The organism is Paenibacillus sp. CR_12, from assembly GCF_041953985.1.
GTDB classification, from domain to species: Bacteria; Bacillota; Bacilli; order Paenibacillales; family Paenibacillaceae; genus Paenibacillus_AQ; species Paenibacillus_AQ lautus_A.
In genome coordinates this window covers 1-20,937 of the sequence record NZ_JAVFHO010000016.1, presented here as the reverse complement: position 1 = coordinate 20,937, position 20,937 = coordinate 1, and the positions used below count along the sequence as shown (strand labels likewise).

Here is a 20,937-nt window from a genome sequence, read left to right as displayed (position 1 = left end):
CATGTCCCAATAATTTTATTTTAACTAATAATCCCCCAAAAGCAAACATATACATGCACTAGATGCTTGTCAACGGGAGGTTGTTCGATATGGTCCCACCACGTGCCAAAGTCTTTCTATCATCCCTGCTTGCCCTTGGTTTGCTTGCAGGATCGATGCCGATATTTCTGAATCCAGGGTCCTCAGCGTCTGTCCTTGCCCCAAATGCGGGCAAGCCCTCTGCCTCTGCCGTGGAGAAGGCCCCGCTCTCACCGCCTAAGGTGCAGCCTGATACTCCCGCTCCGGCCCTAAGCGACCGGCTGGTGGAATATCACATGGATGTTCGGTACGAGCCTGAGGAGAACAAGCTTAAGGGAAAGCAGACACTCACTTGGACTCACCCAGGCAAAAAAAGCGTAAACGAGCTGTACTTTCATCTGTATCCCAATGCCTTTGCTTCCGATGAAACGACCTTTATGAAGGAATCGGGCGGCAGGCTTCGTTCCGACCCCATGCCGGACGACGGGTACGGCTCCATGACCATTACCAATGTGAAAACGACGGAAGGACTGGCCCTTACCCATCGCCTTCAATTCGTCCAACCCGATGACGGGAACATCAAGGATCACAGCCTTGTCAAACTAAGATTGCCCAAACCCATCAAGGGCGGGGAGAGCATCACCATTCACATGGAATTTGAAGTCGAGCTTCCCAAAATATTCGCGCGCATGGGTACCACCGAGAATTTTATTATGGCTGGCCAATGGTTTCCTAAAGTATCGGTCTATGAACCGGCCGGACTTCGCGGAAGAGCCGAGGAAGGATGGAATCTTCATCAATACCACGGCAACTCCGAGTTCTACTCCAACTTCGGCATTTACAGCGTTCGCATCCGGGTGCCCGAGAATTACATTGTCGCCGCGACCGGATTCCCGACCAAGCCTGCCCAAAAGTCGAACGGGGAAAAAATTTATCAATTCTATGCCGATGATGTGCATGATTTTGCCTGGTCGGCCTCGCCCAACTTTGTCACGGCCGAGGAGGCCTTCTCGGCACCGGGCGTGCCGGGCGTCCGCATCAAGCTGTATCTCGATCCGGCCCATAAAGACCTGAAGGACCGTTACTTTGATGCCGCCAAGTCGGCACTGGCTTCGTTTGGTAAATGGTACGGAACCTATCCTTATTCCACGTTGTCCATCGTCGTCCCGCCGGAGTCGGGCAACGGTGCAGGCGGCATGGAATACCCGACGCTGGTCACGGCCTTCGGGGCCAAGAACGATTCGCCGGGTTATGAGCTCGAACGGACCGTCATTCACGAGATCGCCCACCAATATTTTTACGGAATGATCGCAAGCAACGAATTTGAGGAAGCGTGGCTGGACGAGGCCTTTGCAACCTATGCAGAAGAAAGAGTGATGGAGAAAGAATACGGCATTACCTCCAACACCGCTGCTCAAGGAGCATCGATTACCTCCCCTGCCCCGCTGAAGATGGAGTCCTGGAAATACAGCTCACACGAGAACTACGCGCTGAATGTTTACACGAGAGGCAAGCTGGTGCTGCAAGGCATTGAACGGCAGGTCGGTCCACAGATGATGGGGAAAATCATGCATACCTATGCCCAGAAATACCGTTTCAAGCACCCAACCACGTCTGATTTTCAGAAAGTCGTCGAGCAAGTAAGCAAAACCTCCTGGCAATCGTATTTTGACCAATATGTATATGGAAGCCAAATGGCCGACGTCGCCATCGATGTGATCAAAACCAAAAATAAAGGCACGTCAGACCATCCGCGGTATGAATCCACGGTCAAGATTACGAGCAAGGACGGAGATATAACCGATGTGCCTATCGTGTTCGCCTTTGAAGACGGCAAAACGGTGGAGCGAACCTGGAGCGGCAAGGACGGAAAAGTTACGTACACCCTGGAGTACAGCACCCCGCTCGCCTGGGCCATGGTTGATCCGAAATACTCCATCGTTCTGGAGAATAGACACATCAATAACTATATGAAGGCAGGAATGGATCCGAAGGTGGTCACACGCTGGAATCTCAGTATTACCAAGCTTGTGGAGACGTTGTTCGGCAGCCTGTCATGGTGAGGGGGGAGCACATGAAAAGTTATGCAGGCCAAGGGTGGATCAGTGTTAAAGACCAATTATACGTCTCCATTCTGCTGTTCTTGTACCGCATGCTGTGGGGATATTGCCTGTACCGGCTTGTAAAATCGGCAGTCGTCCCCCTGCTGATGCGGTATCCGGATTCTGCCCCTAACGAGCTTAGCCGCCTGTTATTCTTCTACGAGGGCGAGATGAGTCTATCGTTAAGCGGCACGGTCCATACCTATGGTTGGCTTCTGGCCGCTCTGCTCCTGATCCGGATGGTATGTACCCCGCTCATTCGGGCAGGCATCTTCTATAACCTCCACCAGGAGGCCAAGGGCGAGCGCGGATTATTCTTCTTCACCGGCATGCAGAAGCTATGGAAGCCCGTTACGGTATTTTATCTGATCGAACTTGTTCTTACCTTTGTGCCCGGATACTGGATTCTGCCCAAAATCCTTCCGATTCTGCTGAACGGGATCCATGAGCCGGTTCTGCTGCTTCATGCGCTGCCTCATGCAGCCGGATGGTTTCTGTACGCCTATCTGATTCGCCTGTTATTGCTCTATATGCAATTCGGCCGTACGGACAATTCCGGCATGATCAGCTCCGTTCTTGCGCTCTTCCGCCGACTGGGCACGGCTGTGCTGTTATCCCTTACCGTTGGCGGATCGGCCTGCGTCATTCTTTTGCTCCTAAGCTCGGCATCGCTCTTCTGGGCGGGATTGATTGGCTTGATTATTCAGCAAGCCTCTTATTTTCTGAATGGACTCTTCCAAATTTGGGTAATTTCCGCCCAATACCATTTGTGGCGGGATTCTTCCTCGCAGCATGCCTAATCGTTACATTTCGTTACCATCATATGATAAACAAGCTCGTAAATATGCTGTAATCGGAAGCGACACATTTCTCTCTCGGACTTGATTTTACAAAGAATAGAAGCTCATTTTTCCTCAATATTACATTTTCCGATGGCCAAATTACAAAAAAACCTGATCCCGCATGATGGGGACAGGTTTTTTTGTATAAAAATGAGCTTTCCTCATTTGCCAAATTGTTAATACTCTGCTAAAATAACGAATATGTTAGTAACAACTTTGTCATCTTTACTGTAACTTTTTGCTGGAACTATGTAATTTCGTTAAGCATGTTGGAACGTCAGACGTCAATGAATGGGTTCATCAACATTTTAAGGAGCCGAATTCCCATGATTGGGAAGCGGGGGATCCGTTTTGGGTGAATTGATCTCGCAAGAGAGGGATCATAGGGGACCTTCAACCGAACCCTTAAGCTAACCTCGCAGGCAATGGAAGGAGCTTTTTGTTTTGAAAAAGAAGTTAACGGCCATTTCTCTAGGCCTGGCCCTCGCACTCACATTAGGGACCGGAAGCGCTTTCGCCGATTCCAAATTAAATACTGCAATCAAACCAGCCATTGGTGTCTCTTATAAAACAGGTGGAACCACAACGAATGGTTTTGACTGCTCCGGATTCACCAGCTATATCTACAAGAAACTTGGTCTAAGCCTGCCGCGCACGTCTGGAGCTCAATACAAAGTCGGTACGGCCGTAGCCAAGAGCAAGCTGAAAGCTGGCGATCTCGTGTTCTTCAACACATCCGGCAGAGGTGTATCTCATGTGGGTATTTATGTTGGGGGCGGCAAATTCGCTCATTCCTCATCCTCGCGCGGTGTCATCATTAGTCCGCTGAGCCAGAGCTATTACGCCAATCGATACGTAGGTGCTAAGCGAGTCATGAGTCAGTCTACGTACAAGTCTGTAGCTGTGAACTACAATTAATTATTGGAACTTCATTGATTTATCCTTTACAAGAAGCCCTGGGCGTATGAGATTGTGCCGATCTCATCCAGCGGCTTTTTCTTTTGTCTGCTCTGTGTATACCTTTATAACGTTTGGGACAACGAAAAAGTTCCCACTTTTCGAGAAAAAAAGAAAATTATTATGCAAATTCTCTTCGCTTCCTCAAGTCATTGCATCTTCTACCCTTTATATACCCTCCTCTCCCTTCATTAAACACCCTAATGGAAAAATATTGATTTTATTTTCTGAGGACTACTACGAGCAGCGATACGTAGATGCCGAACGCATCATGAGCAATGATCAGTATGAAAAGTCGACCGGAGAATCCTCCTAAGCTTCGATGTCTTATCCTCGTCCTGCCCATACATATCCGTTTGCCCGTCAAAGGAGACCTACTTCTCTTGGACGGGCTTTTTGAATGCGGCTAGAATGTTTGAGAAATGGGGTATAATTTAATTTGTAATTATGACAGGGGGACTTTGCCAATGGATGCAGCACCGATTTCATTTCATACGGTGGTCATGCGTGAAGAGCACGCGAAAGAAATATGCGCCTGGACCTATCCTCCTCCCTATAACATTTACGGTTTTCTTCCCTGGGAGCAGATGAAGGGGCTTGAGATCGAGTTTGGGGATCCGGACATCCGCCGGGAACAGTACATTTCGATTTTGGATGAACGGAAGACGCTATGGGGATTTGCCCAGCTGTTTCCGATGCATGAGGTTACGCGGATCGGGCTGGGCATGCGGCCTGATTGGTGCGGGCGGGGAATGGGTAAACGGTTTATGCAGACGATTGTCCGGGAAGCGAGGCGGAGGCGGCCTGCCGATGAGATCGACCTGGAGGTAATGACCTGGAATGAGCGCGCGATCCGTGCATACGAAAAGGCGGGCTTTCATATCACCGATACGTACGAGCGCCTTACACCGACGGGAAACGCCCTTTTCCACTGCATGGTGTATGAGCCTCCGGCAAATGAGGAATAGTAATCTTTGTCTATATGAAAAAGCACAATTTTGTGTACTTTTTATGAAGGCGCGCGGTATAGTTGCTTTTTTTGTCACAACTGGCTATGCTGTCTATGGATGTTGGTTTATAATGGAGACAAGTGCAAAAGTGCAGTATACATAGAAGGGACGATATGACGATGCAAAAATGGATCATGAGCGGATTGTTCTTCGTCGCATGTGCGTTGGCTATTGCGCTGATGTTTACGCTCCCAGGCAAGGAACAGGTAGCTCAGGAAGAGAAGCCGACTATGCCGGAAGTGACTCTGGATGCTGCCGCAGCCGAAGCCACACTGAAAGCAAGCTGCATCAGCTGTCATGGTGACCAACTTCAAGGCGGCGCTGGACCGGCTTTGAATCAAGTAGGCGGACACATGGATGCGGACGCGATCTTCAACGTTGTAACCAAAGGCCGTAAGGGTATGCCTTCCTTTAAGGATCAACTTAAGCCTGACGAAATCGCAAACATCGCGCTGTACCTTGCTGAGAAAAAATAAATCAGCTTATACGCAAAACACGCTTGAACCTGGAGAACCTCCTGGCGCAAGCGTGTTTTTACATATTGGGGAGCTATGACCGGATGGATCCGTCTCCCGTCTATTGTCCTGATTTGCCGTCCTTGGAACGGCTTTTCTCGTAGGCCTCGTTAAACTGCTGCGCTTCCTTAATATCCACAGCCGTAATGCCGCCGTCGTCCCAGGAAGTGAGACGCAGCGTAACGACTTTATAATCTATGGTGATATAGGGGTGATGTCCGAAAGCTTCCGAAATAGCTGCCACTTCATCAACAAAAGCGATTCCCTTCATGAAGGAGGAGAAGGTATACTTCCTGACGATCCATCTCCCTTGTTCAAATTCCCAACCCTCAAGCTTTTCCAGATGAGCCTCTACTTCTTGCTGCGTATAAAGCATCTTTTATCTTCCTCCCCGAAAAAAACCTATCGTAAAGCCGACTGACACATGTATGGGCTTCTGTCATCTATTCTATTCTGCCCTGTTTCCGTTGATAACTGGAGTGATTACACAAGAGCCACAAAGGCCAACTCTTCTTCACCGATCAAAATATGTATTCGATGGTTATTCTGGTCATGCATGACCACGCCGCTGCCGACGCTAATCACCGGCTCCGTGCCCAGCGCATAGAACAAATCCTCCGCCAGCGCCTCATGAACCTCATTCCGCTCGGCTTCGCCCAGATTGCCCCAATCCTCCGCTTCCATTTCAAAGAAAACGTAGCTGTCGGAAATTCGCCCGACGGCTTCGGTCAATTCCGCGAGGATTTCGCCGTAATCCCTTCCGTGCTTCACACCCATCTCAATCACTCCTTTCCTTACCGTACTAAGCTTCGTTTCCCTTCCTTCCATTATACCGGAAATTACAACTAAAAAAAAAAGCCCGACCTGACGATAAATAGGATAACGCCCCACAAAAGGGGCCCGGTTCTCCATGAGAGCCGTTCTGACGAATGGATTCGTTATTTTATTTCTCACGGATGAGGTGTGGTATGGAAATTTCAACAATTATAGGCTTAATCATCGGTATCGTCGCGGTACTGGTGGGCATGATTCTTAAAGGTGCCTCCCTTCTCGCTTTGTATAACCCGGCAGCCTATCTAATCATTCTTGGCGGTACGGCAGCAACTTTATTCATCGGGTTTCCGTTATCCGAGCTGAAAAAGATTCCGAAGCTGGTCAAAATGACCTTCGTGAAACAGAATCTGATGGACAAGACGGACATGATCAAGCTGTTCATGGAATGGGCTTCGATTACGCGCCGTGAAGGTCTGCTAGCTCTGGAAACCAAAGTCGATGAGATCGATGACAGCTTCCTGCGTAACGGAATGCGCATGATTATCGACGGCAACGATCAGGAATTCGTACGCGATGTATTGATGGAAGATATCAACGCCACGGAAGAGCGCCATCGTTCCGGCTCGCTGATCTTCTCCCAGGCCGGCATGTATGCACCTTCCCTCGGAGTACTCGGAGCCGTTATCGGTTTGATCGCTGCACTATCCCATATGGAAGACATGGGCGAGCTTGCCCATGCCATCGGGGCTGCGTTTATTGCTACCCTGCTCGGTATCTTCACCGGTTATGTCATCTGTCACCCGATTGCGAACAAACTCAAGCGCCTATCCAAGCGCGAGGTTGAAATTCGACTGATGATGGTAGAAGGCCTGCTGTCCATTCAATCCGGTGTATCCACCATTGCAATCAATCAGAAGCTCTCCGTGTTCCTGACACCATCCGAACGCGCTGAGCTCAGCGAGAGGGAGGCTGGTGCTAGTGAGCAAAAAGACTAGACACGAGCCGCACGAGGAGCATGCCGACGAATCCTGGCTTCTTCCGTACGCAGACCTGCTGACATTGCTTCTGGCCCTGTTCCTGGTTTTGTATGCCATGAGCGCGACGGATGCACGCAAATTTCAAGAAATGAGCGAAGCCTTCAGCGTTGCTCTCACCGGCGGAACCGGCGTGCTGGATTACAGCAAGACCGAGCCCAGCGACACCCCGCCTAATATTAACGATCATAAAGCGACAACCCCTTCCGTTCCAGCAACAACGCCCGACCAACGTCGTGCCGAGTTGATGCGTCAGGAACAAGAGGATCTGGAGAAGCTGAAGAAACAGCTCGATAATTATATTAAAAATAACGGTTTAACCTCAGAGCTCAGCACCAAGTTAAACCACTCCCAGCTGGTCATTACGATCCGGGATAATGCCCTGTTCCCGTCCGGCGAAGCCGTGGTGAAGCCGGAGGCCCGTAAACTGGCCAAGGCCATATCGCAAATGCTTCACAAATTCCCGGATTATGAGATCATTGTTTCCGGTCATACGGATAATGTGCCGATTTCCAACAGCAAATATCCGTCCAACTGGGATTTAAGCTCGGATCGGGCATTGCAGTTCATGAAGATTCTGCTCACCAACTCGGAACTGGACCCTAAACGGTTCATGCCGATCGGTTATGGAGAATACCATCCGATCGCCGATAACAACACCGCTGTTGGACGAGCGAAGAACCGTAGGGTTGAGGTATCCATCATACGTAAATACCAGGATAGCGCAACGTTTACCAGCGTTAATGAATAACCGGTATAATGAACGGTCTAACCGACTATAACACACCCTAAACAACCGATGCATCTGGCCTCCAGATCTCATCGGTTGTTTTCTTTTTACACAAGGGTTTCACAAACCCGGTACACTATAATTGCTACTCGAGCTTATAGTTCAGCAGCCGGCCAAGCTCTTCCTTCTCTTTGTCATTAAGATCGCGCCATGAGCCGATACGTTGGCTGCCAAGTCGAATATTCATAATCCGGATTCGCTGCAGCTTTCGAACCTCATAACCAAAAGCGCTGCACATTCTGCGGATTTGCCGATTTTTCCCCTCCGTCAGAATGATTCGAAATACGCGTTCGGACATTCGCGTGACCTCACAGGGGAGCGTCATTTCCCCCAAAATTTTGACGCCGCCGGCCATTCCGCGAAGGAAGGATTCCGTAACCGGACGGTCCACCGTCACAATATATTCTTTCTCATGTTTTCCTTCGGAGCGAAGGATCTTATTGACGATATCTCCGTCATTCGTTAACAGGATCAGTCCTTCGGAGTCCTTATCCAATCGTCCAATGGGAAAAACCCGTTCGTTATGGCCTACGAAGTCTACAATATTGCCCTTAATATGCGACTCGGTGGTGCTCGTAATCCCGACCGGCTTATTAAGAGCAATATATACATGCTTCTTCTTGTCCTGAAGCGGCTTTCCCTGGATCCGCACATCGTCGCCTTCCTCGGCCTGGCTGCCCAAGACCGCAACCACCCCGTTAATGGTGACCTTCCCGCTCTCCACCAGCTTGTCCGCTTCACGACGCGAGCAATATCCCGTTTCGCTTATAAATTTATTGATTCTCAAAGATGCCATCCCCTTATCTGTAACTACTTCATGTTCAGCCTTCGATTGTTTTCTGCGGTACCGCAGGCAGGACAATACTTACCCTCGTGCCTACGCCAACTTCACTCTCGATTTCCATCGTCCCCCGGTGGCCCTGAATAATGCGCTGGCTTACCATCAACCCGAGTCCTGTGCCCGTTTCCTTATTCGTAATAAACGGTTCGCCAAGATGCGGCATCATGTCTTCCGGAATGCCTTGACCTTCATCCCGAATATCGATCTGTATCTGTTCGGCCTGCGGGCGTGTAAGCCTAATCCATATATTGCCGCCTTCCGGCATGGCTTCAATGGCATTCTTGAGCAGATTTATGAACACCTGTTTGAGCTGGTTCTCTTCGCAATGCACAAAGGTCGGTTCTTCAATAAAATCCAATTTGAACTCGATGCCGTACAAATGCGCCTGGCTGTCAAGGAAGGAGATGACATCCCCCATAATGACGCCCACGTCCCTCTCCTGGAAATTAATCGCCTGAGGCTTGGCTAATATCAGAAATTCACTGACGATCAGATTGATTCGATCCAGCTCGGACAGCATCAGGTCGATATGATCGGGATTCGCTTTGTGAGTCTGTTGTTGAAGCTGCAAAAATCCTCGGAGGGTCGTAAGCGGATTCCGGATTTCATGCGCAACCCCGGCAGCCAGCTGCCCCACGGTATTGAGCTTCTCCGAACGCCGCAGGAGCTCCTCGATCCGATTGCGTTCCGTCACATCGCGGGATACGCTAATCATGGAGGTAACCTCGCCGTTCTCGTCCCGCACAAGCGAGGTGCTGATGCTCACTTCAATCGTGCTTCCATCCTTGCGCAGACGGACCGTCTCCACCGGCGGAAGCCGCTCACCAGCCCGCAAACGACGGATGCGTTCCTTCTCCTCTTCCTCTTTGGCCGGAGGCACAAGCGCAAGCTTCCGCCCGACCACTTCGTGCGCCTTCCAGCCGTATAATTGCTCAAACGCTTTATTCACGCTGATCACGCGTTCATAAGTGTCTGTTGTATGAATGGCATCGGCCGTCTGATTGATAACGGACTCTAAATATTCTTTAACGGACTGGTTCTCATCCACCATCTGCTTCAACTGGCTCGTGTAGGTACCCAGATTGCGGGTCATGGCATTGATGCGGCCTGCAAGCTGCCCCAGCTCGTCCCGGCTGCTAACCTCAAGTCTACGATCGAAGTGACCATCCGATACATCGTTTACGGTGCCCAGGATGGCCTGAATCGGCTTCGTAAAATAACCCGCTACAATGTAACTGCCAAAAATCACGATTTCGAGCAAAACCAGTGAAATAGCCACCAGACTGATCATCTGCTCCCTCATCACGGAAGAGATGGCTTCATAATCCATGACGACGCTGATCACGCTGGTCGGTTTATTTTCGGACAGGATGGGAATGAAGCTTTTTAACACCTTCTTATTATTGATGGTGCTGACAAACACCACATTGTCGCTGGTAGATACGGCCCTCTGCACAGCTTCCGTATCTTGATCCAGGCTCCCATAATTGTAGGTGCCGAACGTGATCGGTCGATTGCGGAGCTTGTGGTGAACATCGTCCGTTCCATCCTCTCTCATATATTCATTGCCAAACGTTTCGGGGTTGATGCCCGTCACTTCCAATATCCGCGGATTCGATTTCAAAGTCTCCTCCACCACGGTGTTCGGGCTTGTGATCTTCACAAAATCCTTGATATTCGAATTCCGGATGTAGGGATCGATAATATAATTCCGCTTGCCATCATAATAGTATCCCCATTTATCAATGAACTCCGGATTGGATGTGGAGAACTCGAACGGTCCGGACCAGAAATGCTCGGACCGCTGCCCCTCCGTAACGGACACGACTTTGCCATGCTGGAACAATTCCAGAAATGCGGTATGCCAATACCCCCAGTTTTTTGTGGAAAGGCCGATTTCGTCTTGGGAGGAGGAACGGGCAACAACGATATCATCGTTGGTTCGAACCAGCAGCGAAATGTGGGTCACACCGATCTCTTTACTTAATTCGGCCAATTGCTGATTGGTTATATTGTTAATATCGGGATCTAAGGCCTTTGCCGCATTAACTGCTGCTACCTTCAGCATATCCCCGAAAATGTTATCCACATACGCAGAGCTAAAGCCGGTTTGCTGAACCGTAATGGCGATTTGCGTGGCGGCCATTACCATTTTGGTTTCACTATCCTGCTGCAGGTTTTCCTGGGTCGTGTAATAATTCAGCGTAATGTTAAGCAGAAGGATAAATAATACCGATATGGACATGATCATCGATAATTTCGTCTTAATCGACAAGTGGCATCTTCACCTTTCTGCTGTCACATCGACGACTTGTGAATATATACCCTCATGATACCTTGATCACGAACGTTTGAAAAGACAAGCCGTATTGCGGCTGACGGGTTTTTTCCGCAATCGCATTGCTATTGAATTAGGGAATCCTTACAATATAAGAGGCTAATCCCGATAAATAAAACGACGTATCCACAGATTGCGCACAAATACACAACTTATCTGGGGATAATGTGTATAACTTTGTGTATAATTTTTTACTTATCCACAATTCTGTCCACATCATGTTAACAAACGAATAAATGTTCGTTGAACATTGGGTATAAATACAGGGTTTTAGCAGGCAGCGAAAGGAGACTTTAGATTGATATCACATTCAATAGACCCACTGGCTGTGGATAACGAAAATCATGAACGCTGGATGCGAGAAGCCATCGCGGAAGCCCGGAAGGCCGAAGAGCTCGGTGAAGTTCCTATTGGCGCTGTCATCGTACGGGGCGATGACATTATTGGCCGTGGATATAATCTGCGTGAAACGACTTACGATGGGACGGCTCATGCCGAGATGGTAGCGATCCGGGAGGCCAGCCGGCATCTTGGAGCCTGGCGGCTGCTCGACTGTCGATTATACGTGACGCTGGAGCCTTGTCCCATGTGTGCAGGTGCCATCGTTCAGTCCCGGGTTCCGCAGCTCATCTACGGCACAAGCGATCCCAAGGCAGGCTGTGCGGGCACACTGATGAATCTGCTTCAAGAGCCGCGCTTTAATCATCGGACGCACGTGGTGGACGGCGTGCTGCAGGAAGAATGCGCATCGTTGCTGACTCAGTTCTTTCGGCGTTTACGCGGGAAAATATGATTTGATGTACCGAAAGAGGAATGAACACAGAAAACCCGGCCGTCATGGCCGGGTTTTCTTGTCTGCGATGAATAAAATTAGTAAGTGCTCATTTGGCTCATGGATTCCTCAAATTGCTCCATCGTGATGACGTCAGCGTCTTTTGGAATACCGATTTTGAACTCTTGTTTCGCGTTGATGTTGTTGTATTGGGTGCTACCCTTCACAGCCAACTTCACGTTCTCATTCGTTTCTGGATCATTGAAATCAACGTTCAACACAACATCTTGGTACGCAGGGAAATCTTTTTTATCGATAGCCGTGTTGATGTTAAATGTATTGATTTTCAGGTATTTCTGCATTTCTTCCAAGCCCGCTTTGAATTCGTCTTGGTTGACGTTGGACACTTCAGCTTTGGCAGCATCGATGTCTTCTTGGGTCAGACCCAGCAATTCGCGGTACTCGTCTTTAGCTGCAATATCAACAACCTTAGGTGCAACCTTGTTTACCATAATATCCAATGCTTCATTCAGGTTATCATTGGTTACAAAGAATTGTACCACTTGTTTAGCGTCAACACCTTCTGGAAGGCCGGCATCTTTAACATTGATCTCTTTGAAGTATTTCGCTTGGTCATATTCGCTCAGCACAGCTTCAAGGATTTCGTTAACGAATTTTTGGGACTTCTCGGTATCCAGGGTTTCTGGGTTAAATGTTTCGCCGGATTGCTCAGCAAGCTCTTTCATGTCCATCACGAGGAATTTGCCAACAACGTCTTCCGGGAACGGCAGCATAGGAATGCTTGGCACTTTAACGTAGATTTTCTCTTTCGTCATTACCATATCAATGTTGAAGGACATCGCCATGTCACCCTTCAAATTGATGCCCATGTTCATTTCGGTTTGCATTGGCTCAGCCTGGTAGATCCCGTCCAGTGTAACCTCCGCATTCTTCAGCATCGTCATCGCCTGTGTTACGCTTGGATCGCCTTCAACTGCAGGTATGTTAACTTGAAGGTCTTCAATGACAAATTTGCTCTTCATTTCGTAGGATGTCATCTTCATCGCGTTCGTAGCAGCATTGGTCATTGCCGCCTTAGGCTCTTCTTTTTTCGCGCAGCCGGAAAGCACAACTGTCACCGTGAGCAGCAGTGTCAGCATGATAGCTGCAAACTTCTTGTTCATTAAAATTTCTCTCCCCTCTAACAGTCAAAAAAATAACAGACCTTCTAATCATAAACCATTTAACCAAAATGAGAAACACTTTCTGGAATATTTGCTGAAATTTTATTTCCTTTCTTTTTCCATCCATCTTAATTTCAAACTTCTTAACATGCGAATAAGGTGGGGCCCCAACATATTACACTTGAACACTAATACGGAAGTTGGAAGCAAAAGGTTTCAAATCGAAAAAAGAACTTCCTGTCGAATGTCAGGAAGTTCTCTCGAGTCTTGATTTTTGGCGCCTTCGTATTTTGCTCCTAAAGGCTGTTAGCCCTCCGGATTGTAATGGCCATCCTGCTTGCGGATCTTCGCTCTGTGCGAGCCTGACAGCGGCTCCTGGCCGCCCCGGTCATGGTCCTTCCGCTGCCTCGGTTGTTCCTGTGCTTCAGGCACCGGAATCGACTTTGGTTTACTCATCTGATAGCCCTCCATTTCATGGATCACAGCGTTTGTTCTACGCAAACGGCCTTGATGCTTCGGTCTGAAAGGAGCATCACAGCTTTCACATTCATTCATGGAACTTAGTGATGCGTGATTTGCTGCAGCGTTTGAGCACACTCATGAATATGACGCGTATAATCGCCCACCATGCCTTGTATGTTCTCATTGCGCTCATCCGTCGTCGCGCCATCACGCTCTACATCGATCAGAGCGACCTCCACTTCCCGGGAATCCACATAGGTGCATTGAAAATCAAACGAATACTCCTGACGACCTGCTGCGCCAATGTGAATGCGGATGGCGTTCGGATCTCCTTCGTCTGCTGCCACTTCTGCACGATCCCCCGGTTTGAGTATGGTCGGCAGCCTTTCCTGCCAAGCATTGACCAGCGTAGATTGATCGACATTCAGTTCTGAGTTCATGTTCACACCTCCCCTTCTCTATAAATTGCGATAACAGGCGCTGTTTTATACAGCAGGTCCCCCAAGCATAAAGTGCTTAGATCTGAACCTTCTATGCATTTCTCCTCTGGTAAAAAAGACATAAAGACCATAAAAAAACCGTTCCCCTAAGGAAACGGCTTGCATTTGTATATGTATGGCGGAGAGGATGGGATTCGAACCCATGTGGAGTTGCCCCCTAACGGTTTTCAAGACCGCCCCGTTATGACCGCTTCGGTACCTCTCCATGTGGAAATGATCACTGCAAATGAATCACGTGCAAAAATCATTATACCACAAGTCAACCTATGTTATCAACTTATTTCTTAGGTTCGATGATGCTAACATTCCCCATGTAAGTGCGAAGCACTTCCGGAATGACAACGGAGCCGTCGGCCTGCTGATAATTCTCCAGAATGGCTGCAACCGTACGCCCTACCGCGAGCCCGGAACCATTCAAGGTGTGAACAAACTCCGGCTTGCTCTTCGGCTCCGGACGGAAACGAATATTGGCACGGCGTGCCTGGAAATCTCCAATATTCGAGCAGGAAGAGATTTCACGGTATACGCCGCTCTCCGGAAGCCATACTTCCAGATCATAGGTTTTCATGGAGCCGAAGCCCATATCCCCGGTACATAGCGTCATGACGCGATATGGGAGATTCAACAGCTGGAGCACTCGCTCCGCATCCGCCGTCATTTTCTCGAGCTCATCAAACGATGTTTCCGGATGCACAATCTTCACCATTTCGACCTTATTGAACTGATGCTGACGAATAAGTCCCCGAGTGTCGCGTCCTGCGGCACCGGCTTCCGAACGGAAACAGGAGCTGTATGCGACGTAATATTTAGGCAGATCCTCGCTATTTAGGATTTCCTCACGATGGTAGTTCGTTACAGGAACCTCAGCCGTTGGGATCAGGTAATAGTCGGTATCGCTAATTTTGAATAAATCCTCTTCGAATTTAGGCAGTTGTCCCGTTCCGTACAAGCTGTCCCGGTTGACGATATATGGAGGCAGCATTTCCTCATAGCCGTGTTTGTCGCTGTGCAGATCCATCATGAAACTGATTAAGGCACGCTCAAGCCGTGCACCCAGACCTTTGTAGAACGTAAATCGGGAACCCGTAACCTTCGCGCCTGCTTCAAAGTCCAAAATACTCAGGTTCTGGGCAATCTCCCAGTGAGCCTTAGGTTCGAAATCGAAAGCTTTAGGCTCCGCCCAGCGGCGAATTTCCACGTTCTCCTCCTCCGAGGCGCCGATCGGCACACTTTCGTGGGGAATATTCGGAATCGCCAAAGTAAGCTCGGATATGCTGGCTTCCAGCTCACGAACTTCCTCATCCATTGCTTTAATCTGGTCTGACACTTGGCGCATCTCCAGAATCAGCTCATCTGCATTTTCGCGATTTTTCTTCAGCTTGGCTACTTCAGCCGACACGGTGTTGCGGCGATTCTTCAAACTTTCGCTTTCCTGCAGCAATTCCCGGCGCCGGGCGTCAAGCTTAGGAAAATCCGCAATCAAATCGAGCGATTTGCCTCGATTCTTCAGCGCTTCTTCAACACGACTGTACTCGCTGCGCAATATTTTTACGTCTAACACGGGAAACCCTCCTAAAGTAAAACATCCATCAAGTATATCGAAGCAGCTGCCCTACCTGTTGATAAAAAGCCTTGGGACAAGGCTGCATTATACGTTGTTACATACGATACATCTTATTGCATTTCAGCGAAAAAGACAACTTGACTCCCACATACTGCCAAAGAGTCAAGATGTCTTCTACTGAAACTATTACGTTACGCCTGTGGCGCCGTCGCTCGGGAACGAACCATCTCCACAAAATATTGATGGAGCCGGTAATCGTCTGTCAGCTCCGGATGATAGGAAGCCGCAAGCAGATGGCCTTGTCTGGCTGTAACGATCTCATCCTTATACGTGGACAGAACCTCAACGCCCGGTCCCACTTCCAGAATGAGCGGAGCGCGGATGAAGACGGCTCGCACCGTTTCATCGATGCCCTTCACCGGCAAATCGGTCTCGAAACTTTCACGCTGTCGTCCGAACGCGTTCCGCGCCACCGTGATGTCCATCAGCTTCAAATGCGCTTCTTCGTCGCCTTGAATTCGCTCGGCCAGCACGATCAGTCCGGCACAGGTTCCGAATATCGGTTTGCCTTGGGCTGAAAACTGACGAATCGCATCCATAAAATCATACTTGCGCATCAGCTTGCCAATCGTCGTGCTCTCACCGCCAGGGATAATCAAGCCGTCAATGTCGTCCAGCTGCTCGACCTTCTTGATGGGCACCCCTTCGGCGCCAGCAAGCGTAATGCTTCGGATATGCTCTGCAACGGCACCCTGAAGTGCCAGTACGCCGACCTTCATGTTACCCCTTCTCTCTTACCAGCCGCGATCCTGCATGCGCTCAGCCGGACTAAGCTTGGATATCTCGATGCCTTTCATTGGAGCACCCAGGTTCTTGGAGACTTCAGCAATCAATTTATAATCATCATAATGCGTTGTCGCTTCCACGATCGCACGAGCAAATTTCTCAGGGTTATCGGATTTGAAAATACCGGATCCTACAAAAACGCCGTCAGCGCCCAGATGCATCATCAATGCGGCATCCGCAGGGGTGGCCACGCCACCGGCGGCAAAGTTAACGACAGGCAGCTTGCCCGTCTCGTGAACGCCTTTCAGGAGGTCATAGGAAACACCGAGGTTTTTGGCTTCGGCATACAGTTCGTCCTTCGACATGTTGCGAACCTTGCGAATTTGGCTGTTGATCAAACGCATATGGCGAACAGCTTCCACGATATTGCCGGTTCCCGGCTCGCCCTTCGTGCGGATCATGGATGCACCCTCGCCGATGCGACGCAACGCCTCACCGATATCTTTCGCGCCGCATACGAACGGTACGGTGAAATCCCATTTGTCGATGTGGAACACTTCATCCGCAGGCGTCAGCACTTCACTCTCATCGAGGTAATCCACGCCGAGAGATTCAAGCACTTTCGCTTCAACGTAATGACCGATACGAGCTTTGGCCATAACTGGAATGGATACGACCTTCATGACTTCCTCAACGATGGTTGGGTCAGCCATACGTGCTACTCCCCCAGCAGCGCGAATATCGGAAGGAACGCGCTCCAGCGCCATAACTGCCGTAGCACCGGCAGCTTCAGCGATTTTCGCTTGTTCCGCATTCATGACGTCCATAATGACGCCGCCTTTTTGCATTTCCGCCATACCTCTTTTTACAGTAGATGTTCCTGTTTCCATGTCCCCTAGCCTCCCGATTATATGTTGTATCTCATCGCCATTTAGAGCATTCCATGGCGATATGGTCTGTACCCGTATGGTGCATACTTGCAATGAATCTAACTTGATATTTTACCGCATCAAAATCAAATACACAACCCATTTACTCGGAATTTATCGGGTCCTTAGAAAAGATTTTTGATGGAATCAAACAAATCCGCGAAAAAGTCACCGATCGCACGGAGGAACAGCTTGAACCAGCCGGCCTTCTCTACTTCGTCTGCCGTGATAAGATTCACCGTTTCGGTCTGGGTTTCCTTCATGCCTTCGATTTTGTATGAGTAGGTTGCCGTACCCACCTTCGTATCCTTGGCGACAGGCGCCGTCATGCTGGAAGAATCCAGTTTGGCTTCAAAGGTAATGTTCTTTCCGCTAGAACCTTTAGGCACAACAAATGTGAGGGCTTTATCGGTCACCAGCCCAGCTTCCTTACCTTTGCCCTTCTTCACTTCGACGGTTTCAAATCCTTGCACGGTTGCTCCGGCTGCTTGGACTTCCTTCACTTCGAAGTTGTCAAAGCCGTAATCCAGGACTTTTTTGGTTTCCTTAAAGCGAGCCCCTTCGGATTTCGTTCCCATAACCACGCTGATCAAACGCATGCCGTCACGCTCAGCGGTACCGGCAAAGCAATAACCCGCCGCATTGGTATGACCGGTTTTCAAACCGTCCAAACCTTCGTAAGCATAGGCCTTGAAGTTCGTAATGCTTTTGTTGGCCTCCAGCATCCAGTTGTAGTTGATGATCGGACTCGTATCGCGCGGCCGGAATTTATGCGATTGAATGGCTGTAAATCTCGCAAAGTCAGGATGATCCTCAACGATATACTTGGCAAGTAATGCAGTATCCATTGCCGACATTACGGTTTCTTTATCTTCTGCAGGACGGTATTTCTCAGGCATATCTGCACGGCTAAGGCCTGTCGAATTAATGAAGAAAGCGGTCTTCAATCCCATCTTTTTCGCCGTATCGTTCATCATGGTAACAAACTCTGCTTCGGAACCAGCAATATGTTCAGCCAATGCTACCGTTGCATCATTCGCCGAGCCGACAGCCATGGCTATGTAGAGCTCTTCCACTGTATGTTGGTCGCCTTCAGCTAAAAATATCCGTGAGCCCACGGTTTTTTCAGCATTTTCCCCTACCGTGACTACGTCATCCCAAGCTAACTCGCCTTGTTTTACCTTCTCTGCCACGATATATTCCGTCATCATCTTCGTCATGCTTGCCGGCGGCAATGCTTCATCCGCATTTATGGATAACAGCACCTGGCCCGTAGATGGCTCGATCAAGACGGCAGAGCTCACTTCCAAGCCCAGCTGATCGACCGATGGCACTTTGTCCGGCTTCGTATTATTCGTAGCAGCCTTGTCCGTTGCCGCTTTGTCTTCCGTAGCTTTGGTTGTATCCGCTGTAGCCAGCATATTAGGCGCAGCCAGCGAAACCGCAGGCGCAGCAGAGAAACATAGTATATTAAAGAGCATCAAGGATGCCAGCGTTCTTTGAATTCGTTGTCGCTTATTCTTCTTTATAGACTTGTCTATCAATGGAATTACTCCCCTCTAATTCTCAATAAGTCATTAACTTGTTCTATTCTATCATAGGGGGGGTATCAAAAAAAGACAAGCTAGATGAATTTCATCCAGCTTGTCCAGGAAATAAATGACATATACTGTGTATCCTTATTCTTTTCCGTGAATTACAAGGAATAGTTAGGCGCTTCTTTGGTGATTTGAATATCATGCGGATGGCTCTCGCGGAGACCAGCCCCGGAAATGCGGATAAATTGGGTATCATTCCGCAGTTCCTCCAGGTTTTGCGTTCCGCAATACCCCATGCCGGAACGCAATCCACCGATCAACTGATGGATGGTATCTGCCAATGGCCCTTTATAAGCTACACGGCCCTCGATGCCTTCCGGTACCAATTTCTTGTCATCGTCTTGGAAATAACGGTCTTTACTGCCTTGTTTCATGGCAGCAAGGGAACCCATGCCCCGATAAGCCTTGAAACGGCGTCCTTGGTAGATCTCGGCTTCGCCTGGGCTTTCTTCCGTCCCTGCAAACATGCTGCCCAGCATAACGGCACTAGCGCCGGCTGCGATGGCTTTTGTAATTTCCCCGGAGTATTTGATACCGCCATCTGCGATAATCGGCACGCCGTACTCTTTAGCAACCGTTGCGCAGTCATAAATGGCTGTGATTTGCGGTACGCCAATCCCGGCAATAACGCGGGTCGTACAGATGGATCCAGGACCGATTCCCACTTTAACGACGGATGCACCGGCTTCGATAAGCTCTCGCGTACCTTCGCCTGTAGCCACATTACCGGCGATAATGGTCAGATCGGGATACAATTCGCGCAGTTTGCGTACGGAATCAATAATATTGATGTGATGCCCGTGAGCGGAGTCAACGGTTATGACGTCTACACCGGCTTTCACAAGCGCTTCTGCTCTTTCGAAGGTATCTTTGGAGATTCCGATCGCTGCACCTACAAGCAGGCGGCCCTGAGCGTCCTTCGCTGCTCTAGGGAACTGAATCGCTTTCTCAATGTCTTTAATCGTGATAAGTCCTTTAAGAACATTATCCTCGTCCACCAAAGGCAGCTTCTCGATTTTATGCTTCTGCAGAATCATTTCGGCATCCTGAAGGGTCGTTCCAACCGGAGCGGTAACCAGGTTCTCGCTGGTCATCACTTCGCTGATAACCGTATTGTAATCATGAACAAAACGAAGATCACGATTCGTCAAAATCCCGATCAGCTTATTGTTCTCATCCACGATCGGAACCCCGGAAATCCGGAATTTGCCCATGAGTTTCTCAGCGTCGGATACAAGATGATCGGCATGAAGCGAGAATGGATTCGTGATGACTCCGCTTTCCGAGCGCTTCACCCGATCTACTTCTTCCGCCTGTTGTTCAACCGTCATATTTTTATGAATAATGCCGATTCCGCCTTCTCTAGCAATGGCAATTGCCAAAGGAGCTTCCGTAACGGTGTCCATACCTGCACTGATGAGCGGGATGTTCAATTTCACGTGCTCGCTCAATTTGGTGCTAACATCCACTTCTTTTGGAAGTACCTCGGATTTTCTAGGAACCAACAATACATCGTCAAAAGTGAAGCCTTCCTTGCTAAACTTATATTCCCACACCTGGGTTATTCCTCCTTTTTGTCGTCTTCCTGCGGACTACAACTACTGTCAGAGCTGGACCGGACGGCATTTTCAAGTATTTTCAGAAATATATTATTGCCATCTTAGCAAAGGGCCCATAGGCTGTCAAGGATTGAATTGGCCCATTTCCTGAAGTTCGCAAGTATCCATCCAGCGCGTTGTCCTGTCTCTTTGGAGTGGACAAACGGACAGCTTTCTTCTATTAAATGGAGACTTATCCACGTTTAAGATTGACCTGCCATATTGCATCCCTTTAGGCATTATCACGGAGACGATGCATGACTGTCGTTTAGTATCACCCAAGCCGGCTCGAGATAGTCCAGAATTCAGAAATCCACGTCACG

The 20,937-nt window shown here is 49.1% G+C and carries 20 protein-coding genes, 1 tRNA gene and 1 riboswitch; of the genes, 8 read left to right on the top strand and 13 right to left on the bottom strand.

All coding sequences use genetic code 11. The features are described 5' to 3' along the window. The first annotated feature begins 89 nt into the window (after nucleotides 1-89). From RB297_RS30870 to RB297_RS30850, 5 genes are all read left to right on the top strand, one after another. Entirely contained in the window at nucleotides 90-2,081 is a 1,992-nt protein-coding gene (locus tag RB297_RS30870; protein WP_012818353.1) for a M1 family metallopeptidase, read from the top strand. A gap of 11 nt (nucleotides 2,082-2,092) precedes the next feature. Next, entirely contained in the window at nucleotides 2,093-2,920 is an 828-nt protein-coding gene (locus tag RB297_RS30865; protein ID WP_036662875.1) for a hypothetical protein, read from the top strand. A 346-nt stretch (nucleotides 2,921-3,266) separates the two neighbouring features. Then, nucleotides 3,267-3,402: riboswitch (cyclic di-AMP (ydaO/yuaA leader) on the top strand. Between the two features lie 4 nt (nucleotides 3,403-3,406). Beyond that, nucleotides 3,407-3,880: a C40 family peptidase gene (locus tag RB297_RS30860; RefSeq protein ID WP_012818351.1), complete on the top strand. Its 474-nt coding sequence runs from the start codon at nucleotides 3,407-3,409 to the stop codon at nucleotides 3,878-3,880. A gap of 506 nt (nucleotides 3,881-4,386) precedes the next feature. After that, nucleotides 4,387-4,887, top strand: a complete 501-nt coding sequence (locus RB297_RS30855) for a GNAT family N-acetyltransferase (protein WP_012818350.1) — start codon at nucleotides 4,387-4,389, stop codon at nucleotides 4,885-4,887. Between the two features lie 161 nt (nucleotides 4,888-5,048). Further along, nucleotides 5,049-5,405, top strand: a complete 357-nt coding sequence (locus RB297_RS30850) for a c-type cytochrome (protein WP_096777305.1) — start codon at nucleotides 5,049-5,051, stop codon at nucleotides 5,403-5,405. Nucleotides 5,406-5,505: 100 nt separating this feature from the next. Here the strand turns inward: RB297_RS30850 and RB297_RS30845 are convergent, their stop codons facing one another. Together RB297_RS30845 and RB297_RS30840 are read right to left on the bottom strand one after the other, a co-directional pair. After that, a complete protein-coding gene (locus RB297_RS30845; RefSeq protein ID WP_009595556.1) occupies nucleotides 5,506-5,820 on the bottom strand; it encodes a 4a-hydroxytetrahydrobiopterin dehydratase in 315 nt (104 codons plus the stop codon). 107 nt (nucleotides 5,821-5,927) lie between these two features. Further along, entirely contained in the window at nucleotides 5,928-6,221 is a 294-nt protein-coding gene (locus RB297_RS30840; protein ID WP_009595521.1) for a hypothetical protein, read from the bottom strand. A gap of 191 nt (nucleotides 6,222-6,412) precedes the next feature. On the opposite strand from RB297_RS30840, the gene motA reads away from it, so the two are divergent. Both motA and motB read left to right on the top strand, forming a co-directional pair. Further along, nucleotides 6,413-7,213: a flagellar motor stator protein MotA gene (motA, locus tag RB297_RS30835; protein WP_009595558.1), complete on the top strand. Its 801-nt coding sequence runs from the start codon at nucleotides 6,413-6,415 to the stop codon at nucleotides 7,211-7,213. Continuing rightward, a complete protein-coding gene (gene motB / locus RB297_RS30830; RefSeq protein ID WP_009595545.1) occupies nucleotides 7,197-8,003 on the top strand; it encodes a flagellar motor protein MotB in 807 nt (268 codons plus the stop codon). Before motA ends, motB begins: the two co-directional genes overlap by 17 nt. A gap of 124 nt (nucleotides 8,004-8,127) precedes the next feature. Here the strand turns inward: motB and rluF are convergent, their stop codons facing one another. After that, entirely contained in the window at nucleotides 8,128-8,829 is a 702-nt protein-coding gene (gene rluF, locus RB297_RS30825; protein ID WP_036662880.1) for a 23S rRNA pseudouridine(2604) synthase RluF, read from the bottom strand. Nucleotides 8,830-8,863: 34 nt separating this feature from the next. Further along, nucleotides 8,864-11,158 carry an ATP-binding protein gene (locus RB297_RS30820; protein WP_096777285.1) on the bottom strand — a complete coding sequence of 765 codons (2,295 nt, stop codon included), beginning with the start codon at nucleotides 11,156-11,158 and terminating at the stop codon, nucleotides 8,864-8,866. A gap of 361 nt (nucleotides 11,159-11,519) precedes the next feature. Here RB297_RS30820 and tadA point away from each other — a divergent pair, with 361 nt between their 5' ends. After that, complete coding sequence (gene tadA / locus RB297_RS30815; RefSeq protein WP_096777284.1) at nucleotides 11,520-12,014, top strand: tRNA adenosine(34) deaminase TadA; 495 nt, start codon at nucleotides 11,520-11,522, stop codon at nucleotides 12,012-12,014. A gap of 77 nt (nucleotides 12,015-12,091) precedes the next feature. Here tadA and RB297_RS30810 read toward each other — a convergent pair whose 3' ends face one another. The 9 genes from RB297_RS30810 to guaB form a co-directional block, all read right to left on the bottom strand. After that, the gene (locus tag RB297_RS30810) at nucleotides 12,092-13,177 is read right to left on the bottom strand and encodes a hypothetical protein (protein WP_096777283.1); all 1,086 of its coding nucleotides are present in this window, start codon (nucleotides 13,175-13,177) and stop codon (nucleotides 12,092-12,094) included. 306 nt (nucleotides 13,178-13,483) lie between these two features. Further along, complete coding sequence (locus tag RB297_RS30805) at nucleotides 13,484-13,633, bottom strand: hypothetical protein (protein ID WP_009595549.1); 150 nt, start codon at nucleotides 13,631-13,633, stop codon at nucleotides 13,484-13,486. Between the two features lie 104 nt (nucleotides 13,634-13,737). Then, complete coding sequence (locus RB297_RS30800; protein ID WP_375122088.1) at nucleotides 13,738-14,079, bottom strand: hypothetical protein; 342 nt, start codon at nucleotides 14,077-14,079, stop codon at nucleotides 13,738-13,740. A 176-nt stretch (nucleotides 14,080-14,255) separates the two neighbouring features. Continuing rightward, nucleotides 14,256-14,344 (bottom strand) — tRNA-Ser (locus RB297_RS30795). 72 nt (nucleotides 14,345-14,416) lie between these two features. Beyond that, nucleotides 14,417-15,700, bottom strand: a complete 1,284-nt coding sequence (serS, locus tag RB297_RS30790; protein WP_375122087.1) for a serine--tRNA ligase — start codon at nucleotides 15,698-15,700, stop codon at nucleotides 14,417-14,419. A gap of 194 nt (nucleotides 15,701-15,894) precedes the next feature. Beyond that, nucleotides 15,895-16,482 carry a pyridoxal 5'-phosphate synthase glutaminase subunit PdxT gene (gene pdxT, locus RB297_RS30785; RefSeq protein WP_096777282.1) on the bottom strand — a complete coding sequence of 196 codons (588 nt, stop codon included), beginning with the start codon at nucleotides 16,480-16,482 and terminating at the stop codon, nucleotides 15,895-15,897. Nucleotides 16,483-16,497: 15 nt separating this feature from the next. After that, nucleotides 16,498-17,379: a pyridoxal 5'-phosphate synthase lyase subunit PdxS gene (pdxS, locus tag RB297_RS30780; protein ID WP_009595550.1), complete on the bottom strand. Its 882-nt coding sequence runs from the start codon at nucleotides 17,377-17,379 to the stop codon at nucleotides 16,498-16,500. 164 nt (nucleotides 17,380-17,543) lie between these two features. Next, entirely contained in the window at nucleotides 17,544-18,962 is a 1,419-nt protein-coding gene (locus tag RB297_RS30775) for a D-alanyl-D-alanine carboxypeptidase family protein (RefSeq protein ID WP_375122086.1), read from the bottom strand. A gap of 152 nt (nucleotides 18,963-19,114) precedes the next feature. Beyond that, nucleotides 19,115-20,572: an IMP dehydrogenase gene (gene guaB / locus RB297_RS30770; RefSeq protein ID WP_375122085.1), complete on the bottom strand. Its 1,458-nt coding sequence runs from the start codon at nucleotides 20,570-20,572 to the stop codon at nucleotides 19,115-19,117. Between the last annotated feature and the right edge of the window lie 365 nt (nucleotides 20,573-20,937).

Excerpts from the sequence above, each read along its gene's own strand:
- RB297_RS30800 (WP_375122088.1), bottom strand. The coding sequence starts at position 14,079 with ATGAACTCAGAACTGAATGTCGATCAATCTACGCTGGTCAATGCTTGG.
- RB297_RS30840 (WP_009595521.1), bottom strand. The coding sequence starts at position 6,221 with ATGGGTGTGAAGCACGGAAGGGATTACGGCGAAATCCTCGCGGAATTG.
- RB297_RS30845 (WP_009595556.1), bottom strand. The coding sequence starts at position 5,820 with ATGCTTTATACGCAGCAAGAAGTAGAGGCTCATCTGGAAAAGCTTGAG.
- pdxT (WP_096777282.1), bottom strand. The coding sequence starts at position 16,482 with ATGAAGGTCGGCGTACTGGCACTTCAGGGTGCCGTTGCAGAGCATATC.
- RB297_RS30865 (WP_036662875.1), top strand. The coding sequence starts at position 2,093 with ATGAAAAGTTATGCAGGCCAAGGGTGGATCAGTGTTAAAGACCAATTA.
- RB297_RS30810 (WP_096777283.1), bottom strand. The coding sequence starts at position 13,177 with ATGAACAAGAAGTTTGCAGCTATCATGCTGACACTGCTGCTCACGGTG.
- RB297_RS30850 (WP_096777305.1), top strand. The coding sequence starts at position 5,049 with ATGCAAAAATGGATCATGAGCGGATTGTTCTTCGTCGCATGTGCGTTG.
- RB297_RS30870 (WP_012818353.1), top strand. The coding sequence starts at position 90 with ATGGTCCCACCACGTGCCAAAGTCTTTCTATCATCCCTGCTTGCCCTT.
- motA (WP_009595558.1), top strand. The coding sequence starts at position 6,413 with ATGGAAATTTCAACAATTATAGGCTTAATCATCGGTATCGTCGCGGTA.
- RB297_RS30805 (WP_009595549.1), bottom strand. The coding sequence starts at position 13,633 with ATGAGTAAACCAAAGTCGATTCCGGTGCCTGAAGCACAGGAACAACCG.
- pdxS (WP_009595550.1), bottom strand. The coding sequence starts at position 17,379 with ATGGAAACAGGAACATCTACTGTAAAAAGAGGTATGGCGGAAATGCAA.
- RB297_RS30855 (WP_012818350.1), top strand. The coding sequence starts at position 4,387 with ATGGATGCAGCACCGATTTCATTTCATACGGTGGTCATGCGTGAAGAG.